Genomic DNA, 18379 nt, shown 5'->3' on the forward strand with positions numbered 1-18379 from the left:
CCCCGGGCCGCACCTCAGTCGCCGACGGCCTCCAGGCCGCGGCGCACGATCAGCGGGTCGGGGGGATAGACCACGTCCGGGTCCTTGTCCTCGTAGTCGAACTGGTCCAGGAAGAAGCGCATCGCGTTGAGCCGGGCGCGCTTCTTGTCGTTGGACTTCACCGTGATCCACGGGGCGTGGTCGGTGTCCGTGCGCAGGAACATCTCCTCCTTCGCCTCGGTGTAGTCCTCCCACCGGTCCAGGGACGCCAGGTCCATGGGCGAGAGCTTCCACCGGCGCACGGGGTCGATCTGGCGGATCGCGAACCGGGTGCGCTGCTCGTGCTGGGTCACGGAGAACCAGAACTTGGTGAGGTGGATGCCGGAGTCCACGAGCATCTTCTCGAAGACGGGCGCCTGGGCCATGAACTGCTCGTACTGCGGGTCCGTGCAGAAGCCCATGACGCGCTCGACGTTGGCGCGGTTGTACCAGGAGCGGTCGAACATCACGATCTCCCCCGCCGTGGGCAGGTGCTGGATGTAGCGCTGGAAGTACCACTGGCCCCGCTCCCGGTCCGAGGGCTTCGTCAGGGCCACCACCCGGGCGGCGCGCGGGTTGAGGTGCTCGGTGAACCGCTTGATCGTCCCGCCCTTGCCGGCGGCGTCCCGGCCCTCGAACACGATGACGTGCTGGAGGTCGTGGTCCTGGCCCCAGTACTGGAACTTCAGCAGCTCGATCTGCAGCTGGTACTTCTCGAGCTCGTACTCCTCGCGCGACAGCCGCTCGTCGTACGGGTAGTCCTCCCGCCAGGTCTCCACGGCCGATCCCCCGGGATCGATGAGATCCGGGTCCGGGGACTGCCCGTCCCGCACCGTGTACCCCTGGTCGACCAGCTTGTCGATGAACTCCCGCAGGTTCTCCCGGGCCGGTTCCTTGTCCGTGTTCAACGCCACCCCTCCTTCCGGGCCCGTCGGGGCCCCCTTCCCGGAAGTCTAGGCCGCGGGCCGGCGGGCGGCGCCGGGGGCCAACACGGCCGGGCCCGGCCCTGCCGCCCGGGCCCGGACTCACTAGACTGGGCGTGCCGGCGCACGTCCGGCCGCCACGCACGCCCCGCCCACCCGGAGGAGATTGTACGGATGAAGATCGGACTGCTGACCAGCGGCGGGGACTGCCCCGGACTCAACGCGGTGATCCGCGGCGCCGTGCTGCACGGGATCAAGACCTACGGCCACGAGTTCGTGGGCTTCCGCGACGGCTGGCGCGGGGTGCTCGAGGGCGACATCATGGACCTGCCCCGCACCCGGGTCCGCGGCCTCGCCCGGGAGGGCGGGACCATCCTCGGCACCTCCCGCACGAACCCCTACTCCGGGCCCGGAGGCGGGCCGGAGAACATCGGGGTGATGCTCGAGCGCCACGCGGTGGACGCGATCGTGGCCATCGGCGGGGAGGGCACCCTGGCCGGCGCCAAGCGCCTGGCCGACGCCGGGCTGCCCGTGGTGGGGGTGCCCAAGACCATCGACAACGACCTGCAGGCCACGGACTACACCTTCGGCTTCGACACGGCCGTGTCCATCGCCACCGACGCCATGGACCGGCTGCGCACCACCGGGGAGTCCCACCACCGGTGCATGGTCGCCGAGGTCATGGGCCGCCACGTCGGGTGGATCGCGCTGCACTCGGGCATGTCCGCCGGCGCGCACGCGGTGCTGATCCCGGAGCAGAAGGTCTCCATGGACCAGGTCTGCGCTTGGGTGCAGGAGGTCTACGACCGCGGCCGCTCCCCGCTGGTGGTCGTCGCGGAGGGGTTCATCCCCGAGGACCGGGAGGACGTGCTCGCAGGGAAGGGCACCGAGGCCGACGGCCGTCCGCGCCTGGGCGGGATCGGGGAGTACGTCACGCAGGAGATCGAGCGCCTCACCGGCATCGAGACCCGCAACACCACGCTCGGGCACATCCAGCGCGGGGGCGCCCCCACGGGCTTCGACCGCGTGCTCGCCACCCGCTTCGGGATGTCCGTGGTCGACCTCGTGCACGAGAAGCAGTGGGGGCGGATGGTCGCCATCCGCGGCACCGACATGGTCCGCGTCGACTTCGCCGAGGCCCTCGAGGGGCTCAAGACCGTTCCCCAGGACCGCTGGGACGAGGCCCGCGTCCTCTTCGGCCGCTGAGGCGGGCGGCGGCCCCGGTCGGTCAGGCCTGCGGGTCCGCGCCGCCCGGGGCCCGGGGCGGACGTCGGTGACGGGAGTCCCGGGGTCCGGCGAGGTCAGGGGCGGGGCCCGCGGAGGAAGCCCGTCTGCCGGCCGACCACCTGCCCGGCGTCCGGCGGCACGACGACCTGCTGCGCCGCGGCCCACCGCTGCTCGCCGTCGGTGACGACGAGCTCGGCGGCGGGATCGACGGTGCGCTTGAGCACGGCCAGGGCGATGGGACCCTGCTCGTGGTGGAGCTGCACGGAGGTGACGCGCCCCACCGTGCGCTCCCCCGCGACCACCTCGGCCCCGGCGGCGGGCAGCGTGTGCTCCGACCCGTCGAGGTCGAGCAGCACCAGCCGGCGGGGCGGGTGCCCGAGGTTGTGCACCCGTGCGACGGTCTCCTGGCCCTTGTAGCAGCCCTTGGCCAGGTGCACGGCGGTGCGCAGGAGGTCGAGCTCGTGCGGGATCGTCCGTTCGTCCGTCTCGGCGCCCAGGCGGGGGCGCCACGCGGCGATCCGCAGCGCCTCGGCGGCCCACGCGCCGGCGAGGGGGAGGTCGAGGGTCAGGGCGTCGAGCTCGTCGCGGGGCACGAGGTGCTCCCACCAGGTGCGCTCCTCGCCGGGGTGGGGCCCGTCGAGGACGGCGTAGCTCCACCCGCCGGGGGCGACGTGGGGCCAGGGGTCCCGCCACACGACCGTGGCGGGCAGGCCGGGCACGGGGCCCGTGGCGCCGAGCACGGCCCACTGCCCGGTGCGGTCCTCGATCTCGACGCGCAGCGCGAAGCGCATGCGCTCGAGCCACGCCACCAGGGCCGCGGTCTCGTCGGCCTCGGTGATCAGCCAGGTGCTGGTGCCGTCGTCCACCACGTGGGGGGCGTGCTCGATCCGCCCCTGCACGGACAGGAAGAGGGTCTCGGTGCTGCGCCCGGGCTCGAGCCCGGTGAGCACCTGGGAGGAGAGGGTGGTGAGCCAGCTGAGCCGGTCGGGCCCGGTGACGGTCACGACGCCCTTGTGGGAGAGGTCCACCACGGTGCCGGGGGTGCGCACGAGGGAGCGCTGCTCGCGCAGCGGGTCGCCGTAGTGGGCGGCCACCCCGCGGTCCAGGCCCTCGGCCTCGACGGCGCCCGGCCGGTGGAGCAGGGGGGAACGGTGCTCGGTCACGGAACTCAGCCGATCTTCCGCAGCTGCGCGGAGGCGTGGGTGGTCAGGGGCTCGCCGAGCGCGGCCATGTCCCAGGCCCAGAACAGGTCGCCGTGGACCAGGCCGTACATGCGGGTCGAGGAGCTGTACTCCTTGGCCCCGCGGGCGCGGATCACGGCGTCGGTGGCGAGGTCGATCCGCGGGCCCTTGATCTGCCCGGCGTAGAGCTCGGCGACGCCGCCGGGGTGGGTCAGGGTCACGAGGACGTCGAAGCCGCCGTCCGCGTTGCGCATCCGCTCCACGTCCTCGGCGCCCTGGAGCACGGGCACGAGGTCCGGCGGGAGCATCCCGGGGCCCACGTCGCCGTCCTCGAGGGTGCGGTCGAGCTGCCAGAAGCCCTGTTCCACGGTGGCCGGGCGCATCGGCTGCCCCTCGTCGTCGAGGAGTGTGGTCTGCGCCCGGTAGTCGAGGAACGGCAGCCCGTTCTGCTCGAAGGTCACGCGCTGCCGGAACGGCCGCTGCTCGACCTCGCCGTAGCCCATGAAGCCGTCGCCCTCCCAGGTGCCCAGCAGCCAGGCGAAGGGGACGAGCTCGGGCAGCAGATCCGAAGGGATCTCGATCGGCACGGGACTAGTGCTGTCCCTTGAACAGTCCGAGGACCACCTTCAGGGAGATCCCGGCGATGAACAGGCCAGAGATGCCGAGCAGGGCGAGGTAGAAGATTTCGAGTGCAAGCATGGCCCTAAACTACCACGGTGCTCACCAGCCGGGCAGTGAACACGGCCCCCACCCCGAGGAACGCCACGGGGGTCACGCCGAGGGCCACGACGCCCCGCTTGGGCGAGCTCTTCGGGGCCGCCGCGATGACGCGCCCGCCCACGAGGGCCACCAGCGCGGCCAGGACGGCGCCGACCACCACGAGCAGGGCGGGGTCCGGGCCCGTGGCCCGGTAGTCGCCGGCCAGGGCGATCCAGCCGGAGGAGCTGACCGCCGCCAGCACGCCCGCCGTGGAGGCGATCGCGGACTCGAGCCGGTGCTCGGCGCCCTCGCCGCGCACCAGCTCCGCCGCGAACACCGTCATGAGGGCCACGCCGACGACGGCGGGCAGCCACACGAGCTGCTGGCCGGGCAGGAACTGCACGAGCAGGGCCGCGGCGACGCCGGCGGCGGTCATGATCACGTTGTGGCGGTGCCTCGCCGCGATGCCGGTGGCCGCCGGCCAGCCGAAGCCGATGACCACGGACATGCCCAGCGCCAGCACCAGCGGCGCGGGCCCGGCGACCGCGACCGCCACGAGGGCCGCCACCAGCACGGCCACGCTGCACGCGGCGATCATGGCGTATCTCATGGTGATCGGGTTCCTGCACTGTCGGGGGTCGGGACCTGCGCCCGGGCGGACACGAGCAACGATAGCGGCTCGCCGCGGGGCGCGGGCGGAGCGCCGGGACCGGGTGCAGGACCGGGAACCGGGCACGGGGTGCGGGCGGGCACGGGCCGCGGGACGCTCCGGACCGGCGGGGTCGCGGAGCCGGTCGCCCGCCCGGACCTATACTGACAGCTCAGTCCGTACGCCAGAGTGGAGAAGCACGAGTGTTCCAGATCCTGATGCTGACCGACGCGGACGGACCTTCGGCATCGGTGCTCCCGGCCCTCGACCTGCTCAACCACAAGGTCTCGGTCGCCCCGACGCGGACCGTGTCCGGCAGCCTCGACGGCCGGTCCCCGGACGTGGTCCTGCTGGACGGGCGCACCGACCTGATCACCGCCCGCAACCTCGCGCAGCTGCTCACGGCCAAGGGTCTGGCCGCGCCGCTGCTGATGGTTCTCACCGAGGGCGGGATGGCGGCCGTGGCCGCGAACTGGATGGTCGACGACGTCGTGCTCGACACCGCCGGCCCCGCGGAGGTCGAGGCGCGGCTGCGCCTGGCCTCCTCCCGCACGGCCGAGGTCCCCGAGGACGACACCCGCATCCGCGCGGGCTCCGTGGTCATCGACGACGCCGCCTACTCCGCGCACGTCAACGGCCAGCCCCTGAACCTCACCTACAAGGAGTTCGAGCTGCTGAAGTACCTGGCCCAGCACTCGGGGCGGGTCTTCACCCGCGCCCAGCTGCTCAGCGAGGTCTGGGGCTACGACTACTACGGCGGCACCCGCACCGTGGACGTGCACGTGCGGCGCCTGCGCGCCAAGCTGGGTGCGGACCACGAGCACCTGATCACCACGGTGCGTAACGTGGGCTACAGCTTCGCCACGACGCGGGCCCGGGAGGGCTGAGCACCTCCCGACCCGGTCCGTGCGCCCCATCCCGTTCCGCAGGAGGTCCCCATGTCCCGTTCCGTGCCGTACGACCTCGACCGCCCGGACGTCCCGCCGGCCGAGGAGATCGTGGCGCTCGCGTCCCGCGCCGCGGCCGCGGACGGCGACCCGCCGTTCTCCGACCAGACCCTGGTGGACCTGCGCTCGGCGCGCGACGGCCGGGTCCGCACCGTCCTGGCGCGCTCGCGCGAGGGGGAGCTCCTCGGCGCCGCCGTGCGCGTGCCCGAGCCCGACGGCGCCCACCTCGTGGAGCTCGTGGTCGGCCCCTCCCACCGCGGCGCCGGGATCGGCGCGGCGCTGGCCGGCGCCGTGGCCGCCGGGACCACCGGCACGGTGCGCGCCTGGGCGCACGGCGGGCACCCCGCCGCCGCCGCGCTCGCCGCCCGGCACGGCCTGGCCCCCGTGCGGGACCTGCATCGGCTGCTGCGCCCCCTGCGCGGCGCGGCGGACCTGCCCCTCCCGGAGGCGATGCCCGAGGGCTTCCGCCTGCGGGCGTTCGAGCCCGGCCGCGACGAGCAGGAGTGGCTGCGGGTCAACGCGGCCGCCTTCGCCGAGCACCCGGAGCAGGGCAGGATGACCCTCGACGACCTCCGGCAGCGGGAGGCCGAGCCGTGGTTCGACGCCGCCGGCTTCCTGCTCGCCGTCCGGGAGGACGAGCCCGGGACCGTGGCCGGCTTCCACTGGACCAAGGTCCACGCCGCCGACGCCGAGCGCGGTCCCCTCGGCGAGGTGTACGCCGTGGGCGTGGCCCCCGGGCACCAGGGCACGGGGCTGGGCCGGGCGCTGACCGCCGCCGGCGTCAACCACCTCGCCCGGCAGGGGCTCGACGAGGTCATGCTCTACGTGGACGGGGACAACGCCGCCGCGATGCGGCTGTACGAGGCGCTGGGGTTCCGGCCCTGGCACCTCGACGTGATGTACGCCGGCACCCTCCCCGGCTGACCCGCCACCCGATCCTCCCGCGCCCGGACCGCCGGGGCGGGCACGACGAGACAGGACCGTGATGACCACCCACCAGCAGGACAGCCCGCAGTCCGCGCCGGCCCCGAGCGCCCCCGGGGCCCCGGCCGCCGGGTCCGGCACCGCACCCCCCGGGGGCCCCGACGAGCTCCCCGACTCCGCCCGGAGCCACGGGGACCGGGACCGGATCGACGACCCCGTGCCCGCGGCCCGGCAGGTGCTGGAGGGCCGGCACGGGCCCGAGCGCTTCCTGGACCGCGAGGCCAGCTGGGTGGCGTTCAACTCCCGGGTCCTGGAGCTCGCGGAGGACCCGGACCTCTTCCTCCTGGAGCGGGTGCACTTCCTGTCCATCGTGGCCTCCAACCTGGACGAGTTCTTCATGGTCCGGGTGGCCGGGCTCAAGCGGCGCATCGCCACGGGCATCGCCCGGCCGGCCGCCTCCGGGCACTCCCCCGCGGAGCAGATGGCCACCATCGCCGCGCGCGCCCACGAGCTGCAGGAGCGGCACGCGCGGGCCTTCCACGACCTGGTGCGGCCCGAGCTGACCCGGCAGAACATCCACCTGGTCGGCTGGGAGGACCTGGACGCCGCCACCCGGGAGCGGCTCACCGGGGACTTCCACCGGCAGGTGTTCCCCATCCTCACGCCGCTGGCCGTGGACCCGGCCCACCCGTTCCCCTACATCTCCGGGCTGAGCCTCAACCTGGCCGTGATGGTCCGCAACCCGCAGTCGGGCAAGCGGCTGTTCGCCCGCGTGAAGGTCCCGGACCAGCTGCCCCGGCTGCTGTCGGTGGACGGGTCCCGGGCCTCGCGCCTGCCGAACGGCCAGGCCCGGTTCATCCCGCTCGAGGACGTCATCGCCCAGCACCTGGACGACCTGTTCCCCGGGATGGAGGTCGAGGAGCACCAGGTGTTCCGCGTGACCCGCAACGAGGACCTGGAGGTCGAGGAGGACGACGCCGAGAACCTCCTGCAGGCCCTGGAGAAGGAGCTGCTGCGCCGCCGCTTCGGTCCCGCGGTGCGCCTGGAGGTCACGGACAGCATCAGCACGGAGGTGCTCGAGCTGCTCGTCTCCGAGCTGGGCATCGACGAGTCCGAGATCTACCGGCTGCCCGCCCCGCTGGACCTGCGCGGGCTGGGGGTCATCGCCGGCATCGACCGCCCGGAGCTGCACTACGCCCGCCACGTGGCCCACACCTCCCGCTACCTCAACGCCGCGGAGACCGCCAAGGCGGCGGACGTCTTCGCCGCGACCCGGGCCCGGGACGTGCTGCTGCACCACCCCTACGACTCGTTCGCCACGAGCGTCCAGGCCTTCCTGGAGCAGGCCGCCGCGGACCCGAAGGTCCAGGCCATCAAGCAGACCCTGTACCGGACCTCGGGCGACTCCCCCATCGTGGACGCGCTCATCGACGCCGCCGAGGCCGGCAAGCAGGTGCTGGCGCTGGTGGAGATCAAGGCCCGCTTCGACGAGCAGGCCAACATCTCCTGGGCCCGCAAGCTCGAGCAGGCCGGGGTGCACGTGGTCTACGGCATCGTGGGGCTGAAGACCCACTGCAAGCTCTCCCTCGTGGTCCGCCAGGAGGAGCACGGGCTGCGCCGGTACGTGCACATCGGCACCGGCAACTACCATCCCTCCACCGCGCGCTTCTACGAGGACCTGGGGCTGCTCACGTGCGACCCGGAGGTCGGGGAGGACGTCTCCCGGCTCTTCAACCAGCTTTCCGGCTACGCGCCCAAGACCACCTTCCAGCGCCTGCTCGTGGCGCCCCGCTCCGTGCGCTCCGGGCTCGTCGACCTCGTGGAGGCCGAGATCCGCCACCACCGGGCCGGCCGCCCGGCCCGGATCCAGGTCAAGTGCAACTCGATCGTGGACGAGGCCGTGATCGACGCCCTCTACCGGGCCTCGCAGGCCGGGGTGCCCGTGGACGTGGTGGTCCGCGGGATCTGCGCCCTGCGCCCCGGGGTGCCGGGGCTGAGCGAGAACATCCGGGTCCGTTCGGTGCTGGGCCGGTTCCTGGAGCACTCCCGGGTCTTCGCGTTCTGCAACGCCGGCGAGCCCCTCGTCTACATCGGCTCGGCGGACATGATGCACCGCAACCTCGACCGCCGGGTGGAGACCCTGGTGCGGATCACGGACCCCCAGCAGGCGGCCGCGCTCGTGCGGCTGCTGGCCCGCTACGTCTCGGACGCCACGGCCAGCTGGCACCTGGACGCCGAGGGCGTGTGGACCCGCCACCACCGGGACGCCGAGGGGAACCCGCTCGTGGACGTCCAGGAGCACCTGCTGCGCAGCCGGGCCCTCGGCCGGCCGACGATCTAGTCGGCGGTGGAACGGGTCAGCGGTAGCATCGTGGGGGTGCCGCCCGACGGTCCGGACCGCGGGCCCCGGCACGCCCGTGCACCACGGACAGGGGACGAAAGAGGGGCCATGCCCAGGACCGCAGAGAAGACCACCGAGCAGCGCCCGGCCGAGAGCCCCGGCCGGGCGGGCGGCAGGACCGGCACGAGCGGCGCGGCCGGGAGCGGGCGGCCCGCCGACGTGCTCGCGGCCGGGTGCCTGTGCTGGCGCCGGACGGGCGGCGGGCTCGAGGTGATGGTCATCCATCGGCCGCGCTACGACGACTGGTCCTTCCCCAAGGGCAAGCAGGACGACGGCGAGACGCTGCCCGAGACCGCCCACCGGGAGGTCAGCGAGGAGATCGGCCTGCTGCCGCGCCTGGGCGTGCCCCTGCCCACGATCCGCTACGACGTCAAGGACGGGTGCAAGGACGTGCACTACTGGGCCGCGGAGTTCGGCCCCGGCGCACGGCCCGAGCCCGATGGCAAGGAGGTGGACGCCGTCCGCTGGGTCTCGCCCGAGGACGCGCACCGGATGCTGACCAACCCCTCCGACCGGGAGCCGCTGGCGGCCCTGGTGGACCTGCACGAGCGCGGGGACCTCGCCACGCGCCCGGCGATCGTGGTGCGCCACGCCAAGGCGAAGCCGCGCTCGGCCTGGTCCCGGGCCGAGGGCGACCGGCCGCTGGCCGCGACCGGCAAGCGCCAGGCCCTCGCCGTGACCCGGCTGCTCCGGGCGTGGTCCCCCGAGCGGGTCCTCACGTCCCCCTGGCTGCGCTGCCTGTCCACCGTGGTGCCGTACGCGCGCAAGGCCGGGGTCTCCGTGCGGGAGCGCCCGCAGCTCACGGAGGCCTCGCACAAGCGCCACCCCAAGAAGGCGGCCGCCGTGGCCCAGACCATGTTCGACAAGGACACGCCGGTGGCGCTGTGCACGCACCGCCCGGTGCTGCCCACGGTCCTCAAGGTCATCGCCCGGCACGCGAGCCCAGAGCTCGCCGCGCAGCTGCCGGCCAAGGACCCGTACCTCTCCCCCGGCGAGATGATCGTGCTGCAGGTCTCCCGCCGGCACCGCCGGCGGGTGGTCTCCGTGGAGCTCGTGAAGCCCTTCGACGACTGACCCCCGGCCCGGCGCCGCAGGACCCGCGGCGCACCGTCCCGCAACCGCCGGGACCGCAGCGCACCACCCGCCACGAGCCACCCGCCACGGACCGCCCGGCCCGCCCCGACTTCCCCCGAGGAGACCCGCATGACCGCCCCCGACCCCGTGCCCGCCCCGGTGCCGACGCCCTACGAGGACCTCCTGCGCGAGGTCCTGGAGCAGGGGGTGCACAAGTCCGACCGCACGGGCACCGGGACGCGCAGCGTCTTCGGGCGCCAGATCCGCTTCGACCTGGCGGAGTCCTTCCCGCTGCTGACCACCAAGCGGGTGCACTTCCGGTCGGTGGCCCTCGAGCTGCTGTGGTTCCTGCGCGGGGACTCGAACGTGCGGTGGCTGCAGGAGCGCGGTGTGACCATCTGGGACGAGTGGGCGGACCGGGACGGGGAGCTCGGACCCGTCTACGGCGTGCAGTGGAGGTCCTGGCCCACCCCCGGCGGCGGGTCGATCGACCAGATCGCCAAGGTCGTGGAGCAGATCCGCACGAACCCCGACTCCCGGCGCCACGTGGTGACCGCGTGGAACCCCGCCGAGGTGGACGAGATGGCCCTGCCGCCGTGCCACGCCCTGTTCCAGTTCTACGTCGAGCCCAGGAAGGACGGGCCGGGGCGGCTGTCCTGCCAGCTCTACCAGCGCTCCGCGGACATGTTCCTGGGCGTGCCCTTCAACATCGCCTCCTACGCGCTGCTCACCGTCATGATCGCCCAGCAGACCGGCCTGGAGCCCGGGGAGTTCGTCTGGACCGGCGGGGACTGCCACGTCTACGACAACCACGTGGCGCAGGTCCGCGAGCAGCTCTCCCGGGACCCCTACCCCTATCCGCGGCTGCGGCTCGCCCGGCGGCCCGCCACCGTCTTCGACTACGAGCTCGAGGACTTCGAGGTCCTCGACTACCGCCACCACCCCGCGATCAAGGCCCCGGTGGCCGTATGACCGCCGGGACGACCGGGGCGATCGGGGCGATCTGGGCGCAGACCGCCGACGGCGTCATCGGCCGCGCCGGGGCGATGCCCTGGTCGCTGCCGGAGGACATGGCGTTCTTCCGGCGCACGACGACCGGCCACCCCGTGATCATGGGCCGGCGCACGTGGGAGTCCTTCCCGGAGCGCTTCCGGCCCCTGCCCGGACGGACCAACATCGTCATCACCTCCTCCCCCGGCCGGGTGGCCCGGGGCGAGGATCCCGGCGCGGTGCTGACGGCACCCTCGTACGCCGAGGCCGTGCGCCTGGCCCGGACGAGCCCCGGCGCGGAGCGCATCTGGGTGATCGGCGGCGGCGAGGTCTACCGGCAGGCCCTGGCCGACGCCGAGCACCCCGTGACGGAGGCGCTCGTGACCGTCATCGACCTCGACGCGGACGGGGACACACACGCCCCGGTGCTCGACGACGGGTGGGCCACGGAGCCGGTCCTCGGCCCGTCGGTGTCCCGCACGGGCCTGGGCTACCGGATCGAGCGGCACACGCGCGGCCGGCGGGGACCGGGCGGAGGGACGCCCGGTTCCGGTAGCCCGGCGGCTCCGGTAGCGTGAGCTGCACCACGACCAGGAGGAACACCGTGACCGACCGGCACCCCGACCCCGCGATCCGGGACGACGAGCAGCTGCGCGTCGTGAAGAACACGGACCTCGACCGCTATGAGCTGTGGCGGGGGGAGCAGTTCATCGGCTTCGAGGGCTTCCAGGACCACGAGGACGGCACGGTCGAGCTCCAGCACACCATCATCGACGAGCAGTTCGGCCGGCAGGGCTACGCGCGCACCCTCGTCACGCTCCTGCTGGACGGCTTCCGGGAGCAGGGCGTCGCGGTGCGCCCCACGTGCACCTACGTCCAGGACTACCTCCACCGCTTCCCGCAGTACGGGGACCTGGTGGTGCCCGGCCTCGAGCTCCCGCCGGCGCAGAAGGTGAAGGAGAAGCGCCGGCGCTGGGCCCTGCACCGCGCCCACTAGACTGGGGGCCATGACTTTTAGCTCGGGTGATTCGGTAGGGTTCGTCGGCTGGCGGGGCATGGTGGGTTCCGTGCTCATGCAGCGCATGCAGGAGGAGGGGGACTTCGGGGGCATCACCCCGGTGTTCTTCTCCACCTCCAGCGCCGGCCGGCCCGCCCCGTCCTTCGCCGGGGACGCCGGCACGCTGCAGGACGCCTACGACCTCGAGACCCTGGCGAAGCTCCCGATCGTCGTCACCGCCCAGGGCGGGGACTACACCAAGGACGTGCACGGGAGGTTGCGCGCCGCCGGCTGGGACGGTCTGTGGATCGACGCGGCGTCGACCCTGCGGATGAACGACGACGCGATCATCGTCCTGGACCCCGTCAACCGGGACGTCATCGACCGCGGTCTCGCGAGCGGCGTCAAGGACTTCGTGGGCGGCAACTGCACGGTCTCCTGCCTGCTCGTGGGTCTCGGCGGGCTGTTCCGCAACGACCTCGTGGAGTGGGCCACGTCGATGACCTACCAGGCCGCCTCCGGCGGCGGGGCCCGGCACATGCGCGAGGTGCTGGCGCAGTTCGGCGCCCTCCACGGCGTCGTCGCGGACGAGCTGGCCGATCCCGCCTCGGCGATCCTGGACATCGACCGCAAGGTGCTCGCCGCCCAGCGCGGCGACGCCCTCGACACCTCGATGTTCGGCGCGCCCCTGTCCGGCTCCCTCATCCCCTGGATCGACGCCGACCTCGGCAACGGACAGTCCCGCGAGGAGTGGAAGTCCGCGGCCGAGACCAACAAGATCCTCGGCCGCACGGACCGGTACGCCCAGGACTGGGTGCCCATGGACGGGCTGTGCGTGCGGATCGCCACGATGCGCTCGCACTCCCAGGCCCTCACGATCAAGCTGCGGGAGGACCTGCCCGTGGACGAGATCGAGCGGATCGTCGACGCCGACAACGAGTGGGCCACCGTGGTGCCCAACACCAAGGAGGACTCGATGCGGGACCTCACCCCCGTGGCGACCTCCGGCACCCTGGACATCCCCGTGGGCCGGATCCGCAAGCTCGCCATGGGGCCGGGCTACATCAGCGCCTTCACGATCGGCGACCAGCTGCTGTGGGGCGCGGCCGAGCCGCTGCGCCGCATGCTGCGCATCGCCACCGGCACCCTGTAGCCGGTGGAGGAGATCTCGATCCCGCCGGGGCTGTCGCTCGACGCGGGCGACGACCGCCCGCCCTCCGAGCAGCTCAGGCACCGCGTCCAGCAGGGCCGCGCGGACGGCACCCTGCCGGCGGGCACCCGGCTCCCACCGGTGCGCCGGCTCGCCGAGGCGCTCGGCCTCGCGGCCGGGACCGTGGCCAAGGCCTACCGCGAGCTCGAGGCCGCCGGCGTGATCGAGACCCGGGGCCGCCGGGGTAGCTTCGTGCGCGCCGCCGACCGGACCGAGGACCTGGCGGTGCAGGCCGCCCGGCGCTTCGCCGACGAGATCGCGGACCTCGGGATCCCGGCCGAGCACGCGCTGGAGCTGGTGGCCGCGCAGCTCGGCCGCTCCCGCTGACCGGGAGGGCCCGTCCGGAGGCGTCATCGCGCGCACCGGCGCGGGCCCGTGCGACCGCGGCCGCGGGGGGCTCCCCGGCAGGAGGCCGTCCCGGCTCAGGCTCCCGGGGACCGCAGGTGCCGGGGGCCCGGCACGAGGTTGCCCGTCCCGGCGAGGGCCCGGCGGTGCCGCCCCTCGGCGGTGCGCGCCAGCCACCACCGCCAGCCGCGCATCACCTGGCTCTTCGCCCACTGGTTGAGCCGGTGCGCCCAGTGGAACTCGGTGCCCCAGATGCCGAGCCCCAGGAAGATGGCGAGCCACCCCGGGCCGGGCGTCACGAGCATGATCAGGCCCGCCAGCACGAAGACGCCCCCGAGGACCGTCACGAGCGTCCGGTAGGCCACGAACAGCAGGGGGTGGCCGCGGGACCAGCGGCGCAGCCGGCCGAGGGCTTGCCGCACACGGCTGTCGGAGCTCTCCCCCTGGGCGATCTCCTCCTCGAGGCTGCTCACGGCCGCCGCCTCAGACCGCCGTGCCCACGATGACGGGCTCGGCGACGAGGTCCACCCCGTAGACGGACGCGACGCCGTCGCGCACCGTCCGGGCCAGCGCCATGAGGTCCTGGGCGGAGGCGCCGCCGCGGTTGGTGAGGGCGAGCGTGTGCTTGGTGGACAGCGAGGCGCGGCCCCCGGCGACGGCGGCGCCGTCGAGGTCCAGGAGCTCGTTGCGGGTCCCGGGCAGGCCGAAGCCCTTGCCGAAGCCGGCGTGGTCGATGAGCCACGCGGCGGAGAGCTTGACCCGGTCCTCGAGCGGGCGCCCCGCGGCGTCCACCACGGGGAAGCGGGGGGCGTCGGCGGGCAGCCGCTCCCCCAGGGCGTCGGCCGGGAGGATGGGGTTCGTGAAGAAGGACCCGGTGCTGTAGGTGTCGCGGTCCTCCGGGTCGAGGACCATGCCCTTGCCCGCGCGCAGGGCCAGGACCGTCTCCCGCACCCGCTCCAGCGGGGCGCGCTCCCCCACCTGGACGCCGAGCCGGCGGGCGAGCTCGCCGTAGCGCACCGGGGCGCTCTCAGTACCGCGCTCGAGCCGGAACCGCACGGCGAGCACCACGTGGCGCGGGGAGCCGGCCACCGTGCTGCGCTTGAGGGCCGAGTCCCGGTAGGAGAACGCCAGGTCGGCCGGGGCGAAGTCCCGCACGCGCCGCTCCCGGCGGTCCCAGACCCGCACCAGCTCGACGGTCTGGGCCACCTCCTGGCCGTAGGCCCCCACGTTCTGCACCGGGGTGGCACCCGTGGTGCCGGGGATCCCGGCCAGGGCCTCGATGCCGACCAGCCCCTCGGCCACGGCCTGCGCCACGAGCTCGTCCCACGGGTGGCCGGCCTGGACCTCGAGGAGGGCGCCGGCGGGATCCTCGGCGAGGACCTCGACGCCGCGCGAGAGCACGTGCACCACGGTGCCCGCGAACCCGGCGTCGGCCGCGATGAGGTTGGAGCCGCCGCCCACCACGAGCACGTCCCGCCCGGCGGCGTCGGCCGCCGCCACGGCGTCGACGACCGCCTGCTCGGACTCCGCCCGCACGTAGTCGCGGGCGGGCCCGCCCACGGCGGCGGTCGTGAGGTCTGCGATGCGAGGGGACGTCATGGCGACCACCCTATCGGGCGGCCCGCGGTGCCCCGGCCCGGACTCACGCCAGCCGCACCACGGCCTGGGCCTTGACCAGCACCTTCAGCGCCGCGGCGGTCGCCGGGTCGGCTCCCTCCGCGGAGAGGTCGGGGGCGGTCACGGTGAGGTCGACGCGCACGGTGCGGGCGGCGTCGTCGAGGGCGCCGATCTTCCCGGACACCGTGAGGGCCGTGGAGGCCTCGACCGCGGTCCCGAACCGGTTGGGGACGACCACCGGCTTGGTGAAGCGCGTCTGGTAGTCGACCACGGCGCCGGGGTCACCGGCCCAGTCGGTCACGAGCTGCACGGCCGCGCCCATCGTGAGCATCCCGTGGGCGATGACGTCGGGCAGGTCCACGGAGCGGGCGAACTCCTCGTTCCAGTGGATGGGGTTGAGGTCCCCGGAGGCCCCCGCGTACCGGACCAGGTCCGCGCGGGAGAGCTCGATCCGGCGCTGCCCGATCTCCTGGCCCTTCTCGAGGCTGTCGAAGGCGATGCTCACGGTCACTGGTCCTCTCCGCGCACGAGCAGGGACGAGACGGTGGTGGCGACGTGCTCGCCGTCCGCGGCGCGGATCTCGGCGCGGGACGTCACCATCGCCCCGGAGCCCATGGCCCGGACCTGGTCGACGTGCAGCTCGGCCACGAGCTCGTCCCCGGCGACGATCGGGCGGTGGTGGGTGAAGCGCTGGTCGGCGTGGACCACGCGGGAGAAGTCGATGCCGGCCTCGGGGTCGGCGATCAGGGCGGCGTCGGCGCGCTGGGCCACCACGATGGCGAAGGTGGGGGGCGCCACGAGGTCGGGGTGGCCGAGGGACCGGGCCGCCTCGACGTCGTGGTGGGCGGGGTGGGCGGCCTGGACGGCGCGGGCGAAGTCGCGGATCGCCTCCCGTCCGACGCTGTAGGGCTCGGCCGGCGGGTAGGTCCGCCCGACGAGATCGGGGTTCACGGGCATGGCAGCTCCTCGCTGGACGGGCCGCGCGCGGGCGGCGGGACCCGTCCAGTCTACGGCGGCGCGCCCCGTCCCGCCGGGCGCCGCCGTCCGGGGCACGTACACTCCTGCCCATGGATCTCCTGGACGTCGGCCGGATCGTCGCAGGGCTGGCGCTGCTGGTTCTCGGCGGAGAACTCCTGGTGCGGGGGGCGTCCGCGCTCGCCCGGCGGGTGGGGATCTCCTCCCTCGTGGTCGGGCTCACCGTGGTCTCGGCCGCCACGTCGGCGCCGGAGCTCGCCGTCACCGTCGGCGCCGTGCTGCGCGACGAGCCGGGCCTGGCCGTCGGGAACGTGGTCGGCAGCAACATCGTCAACGTCCTGCTCATCCTCGGGCTCTCCGCCCTCGTCGTTCCCCTGGCGGTGAAGCAGCGGCTGGTGCGCTTCGACCTGCCCTGGATGGTCGTGCTGTCGATCGGGCTGCTGCTCGTGTCCCTCGATGGGCGGATCGGCGCGGTGGACGGAGTGGTCCTCCTCGCCGCCGTGGTGCTGCACACGGTGCTGACCGTCGTGATCGGCCGGCGCGGTGCCCCGGTCCCCGCGGCGGCGCCGTCCGGGGACCGCGGAGCCGGCGGCGGCACCGGCGGTGCCGAGGACGCCGGGACCGAGGAGGAGCCGCCCCCGGCCTCGGTCCCCAGCTCCGTGCTGCTCGTGGTGGTGGGGATCGCCCTGCTGGTCGCCGGCGCGACCCTGCTCGTCGAGGGGGCGGTGAGCATCGCCACGTCGCTGGGGGTCAGCAGCCTGGTGGTCGGGCTGACCGTGGTGGCCGTCGGGACATCGCTGCCCGAGCTGGCGACCTCCGTCATCGCGGTGCGCCGCGGTGAGCGCGACCTGGCCGTGGGCAACGTGGTGGGCAGCAACATCTTCAACATCGGGGTGGTGCTCGGCCTGCCGGCGCTGATCTCCCCCGAGGGCATCCCGGTGTCCGGTGCCGCGGTGGCCCTCGACATCCCGGTGATGCTGGCCGCCGCGGTCGCCCTGCTCCCCATCGCGTTCACCGGGTTCGCGGTGGCCCGCTGGGAGGGCGCCCTGTTCGTGGCCCTGTACGTCGCCTACACCGGCTACGTGGTGCTCGCGGCCACCGAGCACGACGCCCTGGAGGGGTTCACGTGGACCATGGCGTGGTTCGTCCTGCCGCTGGTCGCGCTGACGCTCGCCGTCTTCACCGCCTACGAGATCGGCCTGCACCGTGGCCGCCGGGATCCGCTGCGCTCGCCGTGACCGGTCCGCCCGGACCTGCGTCGGGTCCTGGACGGGGTGCCGGATCGAGGGGCCGGTGCCGGGCCGGCCCGGGGACGACAAAAGCCCGTGACCGGAGGGTCACGGGCTTTTCGCCGTAGCGGTGGACGGGCTCGATCCGTCGACCTCACGATTATGAGTCGTGCGCTCTAACCAGCTGAGCTACACCGCCAGAGGGATGGGACACCGCGGCTGACGGCCTTGACGGCCGGGCCACGGGATCTCATCACGAGAGCCCCGACCGGGAATCGATCCCGGGACCTCCATCTTACCAAGATGGCGCTCTACCACTGAGCTATCGGGGCAACGACGAAGACTCTACCAGCACGTTTCGGGAGAACCAAAATCGCCGGGCACCCCTCTCCAGCAGCTCCGGAGCCGTTCTGCCGGCCCCGGACCGGACCGGGTTCTCCGGCCCGTCGGCGCCGTCCCGCCCGACCGGGCCGCGGCGCCCCGGCCCGGTCGGCAGGCGCCCCGGCCCCGGTGCTCAGTCGTCCACGTCGTCGTCCCGGTCGTCGTCCCGGTCGTCGTCCCAGTCGTCGTCGAGGGGGGCGGGCTGCACGGGCAGCGGGACCTGGGCCGGGGGTGCGGGGGCGGCCGGCGGGGCAGGATCGGGGGCGGCCGGCGGAGCGGGCGGGGCCGGCGGCGGCTCGACCGGAGGGACCGGCACCGCGGAGCCCCCCGCGTCCCCGGTGTCCGGCCCCGGGGCGTCTCCCCCGTCCTGCGCGGGACCGGTGGGGGACGGCGACGACGACGGGTCCCCGGCCGGCGGCGCCGTGCCGGCCGACGGTCCCGGACCGGGGCTGCCGCTCACGGAGACGCCGCCGCGCACGACCTCCACGCGGTCCGTGCCGCTCGCCGCGTTCCACAGCAGGAGCGCCAGGCCCGCGACGACCAGGAGGGAGACTGCCGACCAGAGGATCCTCATGCCCACCAGTGTCCAGGA

At 74.1% G+C, this 18379-nt stretch carries 20 protein-coding genes and 2 tRNA genes; 11 read left to right on the plus strand and 11 right to left on the minus strand.

What is annotated here, in order from left to right; all coding sequences use genetic code 11:
• Positions 1 to 14: 14 nt before the first annotated feature.
• A complete protein-coding gene (gene ppk2, locus ACP7CD_RS03155) occupies positions 15 to 926 on the minus strand; it encodes a polyphosphate kinase 2 (protein ID WP_035924909.1) in 912 nt (303 codons plus the stop codon).
• 189 nt (positions 927 to 1115) lie between these two features.
• Here ppk2 and ACP7CD_RS03160 point away from each other — a divergent pair, with 189 nt between their 5' ends.
• A complete protein-coding gene (locus ACP7CD_RS03160) occupies positions 1116 to 2147 on the plus strand; it encodes a 6-phosphofructokinase (RefSeq protein WP_017834233.1) in 1032 nt (343 codons plus the stop codon).
• A 95-nt stretch (positions 2148 to 2242) separates the two neighbouring features.
• Here ACP7CD_RS03160 and ACP7CD_RS03165 read toward each other — a convergent pair whose 3' ends face one another.
• The 3 genes from ACP7CD_RS03165 to ACP7CD_RS03175 all read right to left on the minus strand — a co-directional run bounded on the left by ACP7CD_RS03165 (position 2243) and on the right by ACP7CD_RS03175 (position 4658).
• Positions 2243 to 3331 (minus strand): YgfZ/GcvT domain-containing protein, encoded by a 1089-nt coding sequence (locus ACP7CD_RS03165; protein ID WP_017834234.1) that lies wholly within the window; start codon positions 3329 to 3331, stop codon positions 2243 to 2245.
• Between the two features lie 5 nt (positions 3332 to 3336).
• The gene (locus tag ACP7CD_RS03170) at positions 3337 to 3936 is read right to left on the minus strand and encodes an FABP family protein (RefSeq protein ID WP_017834235.1); all 600 of its coding nucleotides are present in this window, start codon (positions 3934 to 3936) and stop codon (positions 3337 to 3339) included.
• A 116-nt stretch (positions 3937 to 4052) separates the two neighbouring features.
• Positions 4053 to 4658: a hypothetical protein gene (locus tag ACP7CD_RS03175; RefSeq protein ID WP_031283389.1), complete on the minus strand. Its 606-nt coding sequence runs from the start codon at positions 4656 to 4658 to the stop codon at positions 4053 to 4055.
• A 242-nt stretch (positions 4659 to 4900) separates the two neighbouring features.
• On the opposite strand from ACP7CD_RS03175, the gene ACP7CD_RS03180 reads away from it, so the two are divergent.
• The 9 genes from ACP7CD_RS03180 to ACP7CD_RS03220 all read left to right on the plus strand — a co-directional run bounded on the left by ACP7CD_RS03180 (position 4901) and on the right by ACP7CD_RS03220 (position 13567).
• Entirely contained in the window at positions 4901 to 5584 is a 684-nt protein-coding gene (locus ACP7CD_RS03180; RefSeq protein WP_017834238.1) for a response regulator transcription factor, read from the plus strand.
• 51 nt (positions 5585 to 5635) lie between these two features.
• Positions 5636 to 6568, plus strand: a complete 933-nt coding sequence (mshD, locus tag ACP7CD_RS03185; RefSeq protein ID WP_017834239.1) for a mycothiol synthase — start codon at positions 5636 to 5638, stop codon at positions 6566 to 6568.
• Between the two features lie 61 nt (positions 6569 to 6629).
• On the plus strand, positions 6630 to 8909 hold the full coding sequence (locus ACP7CD_RS03190; RefSeq protein ID WP_109222005.1) for an RNA degradosome polyphosphate kinase: 2280 nt from the start codon (positions 6630 to 6632) through the stop codon (positions 8907 to 8909).
• A gap of 108 nt (positions 8910 to 9017) precedes the next feature.
• Positions 9018 to 10043, plus strand: coding sequence for an NUDIX hydrolase (locus ACP7CD_RS03195; protein WP_244915784.1), 1026 nt, complete (start codon positions 9018 to 9020; stop codon positions 10041 to 10043).
• Between the two features lie 129 nt (positions 10044 to 10172).
• Positions 10173 to 11015: a thymidylate synthase gene (locus tag ACP7CD_RS03200; RefSeq protein WP_095650596.1), complete on the plus strand. Its 843-nt coding sequence runs from the start codon at positions 10173 to 10175 to the stop codon at positions 11013 to 11015.
• Positions 11012 to 11611: a dihydrofolate reductase gene (locus tag ACP7CD_RS03205; RefSeq protein ID WP_426118815.1), complete on the plus strand. Its 600-nt coding sequence runs from the start codon at positions 11012 to 11014 to the stop codon at positions 11609 to 11611. The genes ACP7CD_RS03200 and ACP7CD_RS03205 overlap by 4 nt, the downstream gene beginning before the upstream one ends.
• Positions 11612 to 11637: 26 nt before the next feature.
• A complete protein-coding gene (locus tag ACP7CD_RS03210) occupies positions 11638 to 12030 on the plus strand; it encodes a GNAT family N-acetyltransferase (RefSeq protein ID WP_115162908.1) in 393 nt (130 codons plus the stop codon).
• Positions 12031 to 12040: 10 nt separating this feature from the next.
• A complete protein-coding gene (asd, locus tag ACP7CD_RS03215) occupies positions 12041 to 13183 on the plus strand; it encodes an aspartate-semialdehyde dehydrogenase (protein WP_031283394.1) in 1143 nt (380 codons plus the stop codon).
• Between the two features lie 3 nt (positions 13184 to 13186).
• Positions 13187 to 13567 (plus strand): GntR family transcriptional regulator, encoded by a 381-nt coding sequence (locus ACP7CD_RS03220; RefSeq protein WP_017834246.1) that lies wholly within the window; start codon positions 13187 to 13189, stop codon positions 13565 to 13567.
• 95 nt (positions 13568 to 13662) lie between these two features.
• Here ACP7CD_RS03220 and ACP7CD_RS03225 read toward each other — a convergent pair whose 3' ends face one another.
• From ACP7CD_RS03225 to ACP7CD_RS03240, 4 genes are read right to left on the minus strand one after another with little or no spacing between them, the layout of a single operon-like run.
• On the minus strand, positions 13663 to 14058 hold the full coding sequence (locus ACP7CD_RS03225) for a TIGR02611 family protein (RefSeq protein WP_426118818.1): 396 nt from the start codon (positions 14056 to 14058) through the stop codon (positions 13663 to 13665).
• A gap of 10 nt (positions 14059 to 14068) precedes the next feature.
• Positions 14069 to 15184 (minus strand): UDP-N-acetylmuramate dehydrogenase, encoded by a 1116-nt coding sequence (locus ACP7CD_RS03230; protein ID WP_017834248.1) that lies wholly within the window; start codon positions 15182 to 15184, stop codon positions 14069 to 14071.
• A gap of 43 nt (positions 15185 to 15227) precedes the next feature.
• The gene (locus tag ACP7CD_RS03235) at positions 15228 to 15707 is read right to left on the minus strand and encodes a MaoC family dehydratase (protein ID WP_031283397.1); all 480 of its coding nucleotides are present in this window, start codon (positions 15705 to 15707) and stop codon (positions 15228 to 15230) included.
• 2 nt (positions 15708 to 15709) lie between these two features.
• Positions 15710 to 16159 (minus strand): MaoC family dehydratase N-terminal domain-containing protein, encoded by a 450-nt coding sequence (locus ACP7CD_RS03240; protein ID WP_035924924.1) that lies wholly within the window; start codon positions 16157 to 16159, stop codon positions 15710 to 15712.
• Between the two features lie 110 nt (positions 16160 to 16269).
• Between ACP7CD_RS03240 and ACP7CD_RS03245 the strand changes: the two genes are divergently transcribed.
• Positions 16270 to 17415, plus strand: a complete 1146-nt coding sequence (locus ACP7CD_RS03245; protein WP_284563470.1) for a calcium/sodium antiporter — start codon at positions 16270 to 16272, stop codon at positions 17413 to 17415.
• A gap of 116 nt (positions 17416 to 17531) precedes the next feature.
• Here the strand turns inward: ACP7CD_RS03245 and ACP7CD_RS03250 are convergent.
• The 3 genes from ACP7CD_RS03250 to ACP7CD_RS03260 form a co-directional block, all read right to left on the minus strand.
• Positions 17532 to 17605: transfer RNA gene (locus tag ACP7CD_RS03250), tRNA-Met, on the minus strand.
• A 61-nt stretch (positions 17606 to 17666) separates the two neighbouring features.
• Positions 17667 to 17738 (minus strand) — tRNA-Thr (locus ACP7CD_RS03255).
• A gap of 182 nt (positions 17739 to 17920) precedes the next feature.
• Positions 17921 to 18361 (minus strand): hypothetical protein, encoded by a 441-nt coding sequence (locus ACP7CD_RS03260; protein ID WP_426118822.1) that lies wholly within the window; start codon positions 18359 to 18361, stop codon positions 17921 to 17923.
• Between the last annotated feature and the right edge of the window lie 18 nt (positions 18362 to 18379).

This window comes from Kocuria sp. LHG3120, assembly GCF_049897445.1.
Classification (GTDB): Bacteria; Actinomycetota; Actinomycetes; order Actinomycetales; family Micrococcaceae; genus Kocuria; species Kocuria rosea.

Excerpts from the sequence above, each read along its gene's own strand:
- ACP7CD_RS03205 (WP_426118815.1), top strand. The coding sequence starts at position 11,012 with ATGACCGCCGGGACGACCGGGGCGATCGGGGCGATCTGGGCGCAGACC.
- ACP7CD_RS03240 (WP_035924924.1), bottom strand. The coding sequence starts at position 16,159 with ATGCCCGTGAACCCCGATCTCGTCGGGCGGACCTACCCGCCGGCCGAG.
- ACP7CD_RS03160 (WP_017834233.1), top strand. The coding sequence starts at position 1,116 with ATGAAGATCGGACTGCTGACCAGCGGCGGGGACTGCCCCGGACTCAAC.
- ACP7CD_RS03200 (WP_095650596.1), top strand. The coding sequence starts at position 10,173 with ATGACCGCCCCCGACCCCGTGCCCGCCCCGGTGCCGACGCCCTACGAG.
- ACP7CD_RS03190 (WP_109222005.1), top strand. The coding sequence starts at position 6,630 with ATGACCACCCACCAGCAGGACAGCCCGCAGTCCGCGCCGGCCCCGAGC.
- ACP7CD_RS03195 (WP_244915784.1), top strand. The coding sequence starts at position 9,018 with ATGCCCAGGACCGCAGAGAAGACCACCGAGCAGCGCCCGGCCGAGAGC.
- ACP7CD_RS03245 (WP_284563470.1), top strand. The coding sequence starts at position 16,270 with ATGGATCTCCTGGACGTCGGCCGGATCGTCGCAGGGCTGGCGCTGCTG.
- asd (WP_031283394.1), top strand. The coding sequence starts at position 12,041 with ATGACTTTTAGCTCGGGTGATTCGGTAGGGTTCGTCGGCTGGCGGGGC.
- mshD (WP_017834239.1), top strand. The coding sequence starts at position 5,636 with ATGTCCCGTTCCGTGCCGTACGACCTCGACCGCCCGGACGTCCCGCCG.
- ACP7CD_RS03260 (WP_426118822.1), bottom strand. The coding sequence starts at position 18,361 with ATGAGGATCCTCTGGTCGGCAGTCTCCCTCCTGGTCGTCGCGGGCCTG.
- ACP7CD_RS03175 (WP_031283389.1), bottom strand. The coding sequence starts at position 4,658 with ATGAGATACGCCATGATCGCCGCGTGCAGCGTGGCCGTGCTGGTGGCG.
- ACP7CD_RS03230 (WP_017834248.1), bottom strand. The coding sequence starts at position 15,184 with ATGACGTCCCCTCGCATCGCAGACCTCACGACCGCCGCCGTGGGCGGG.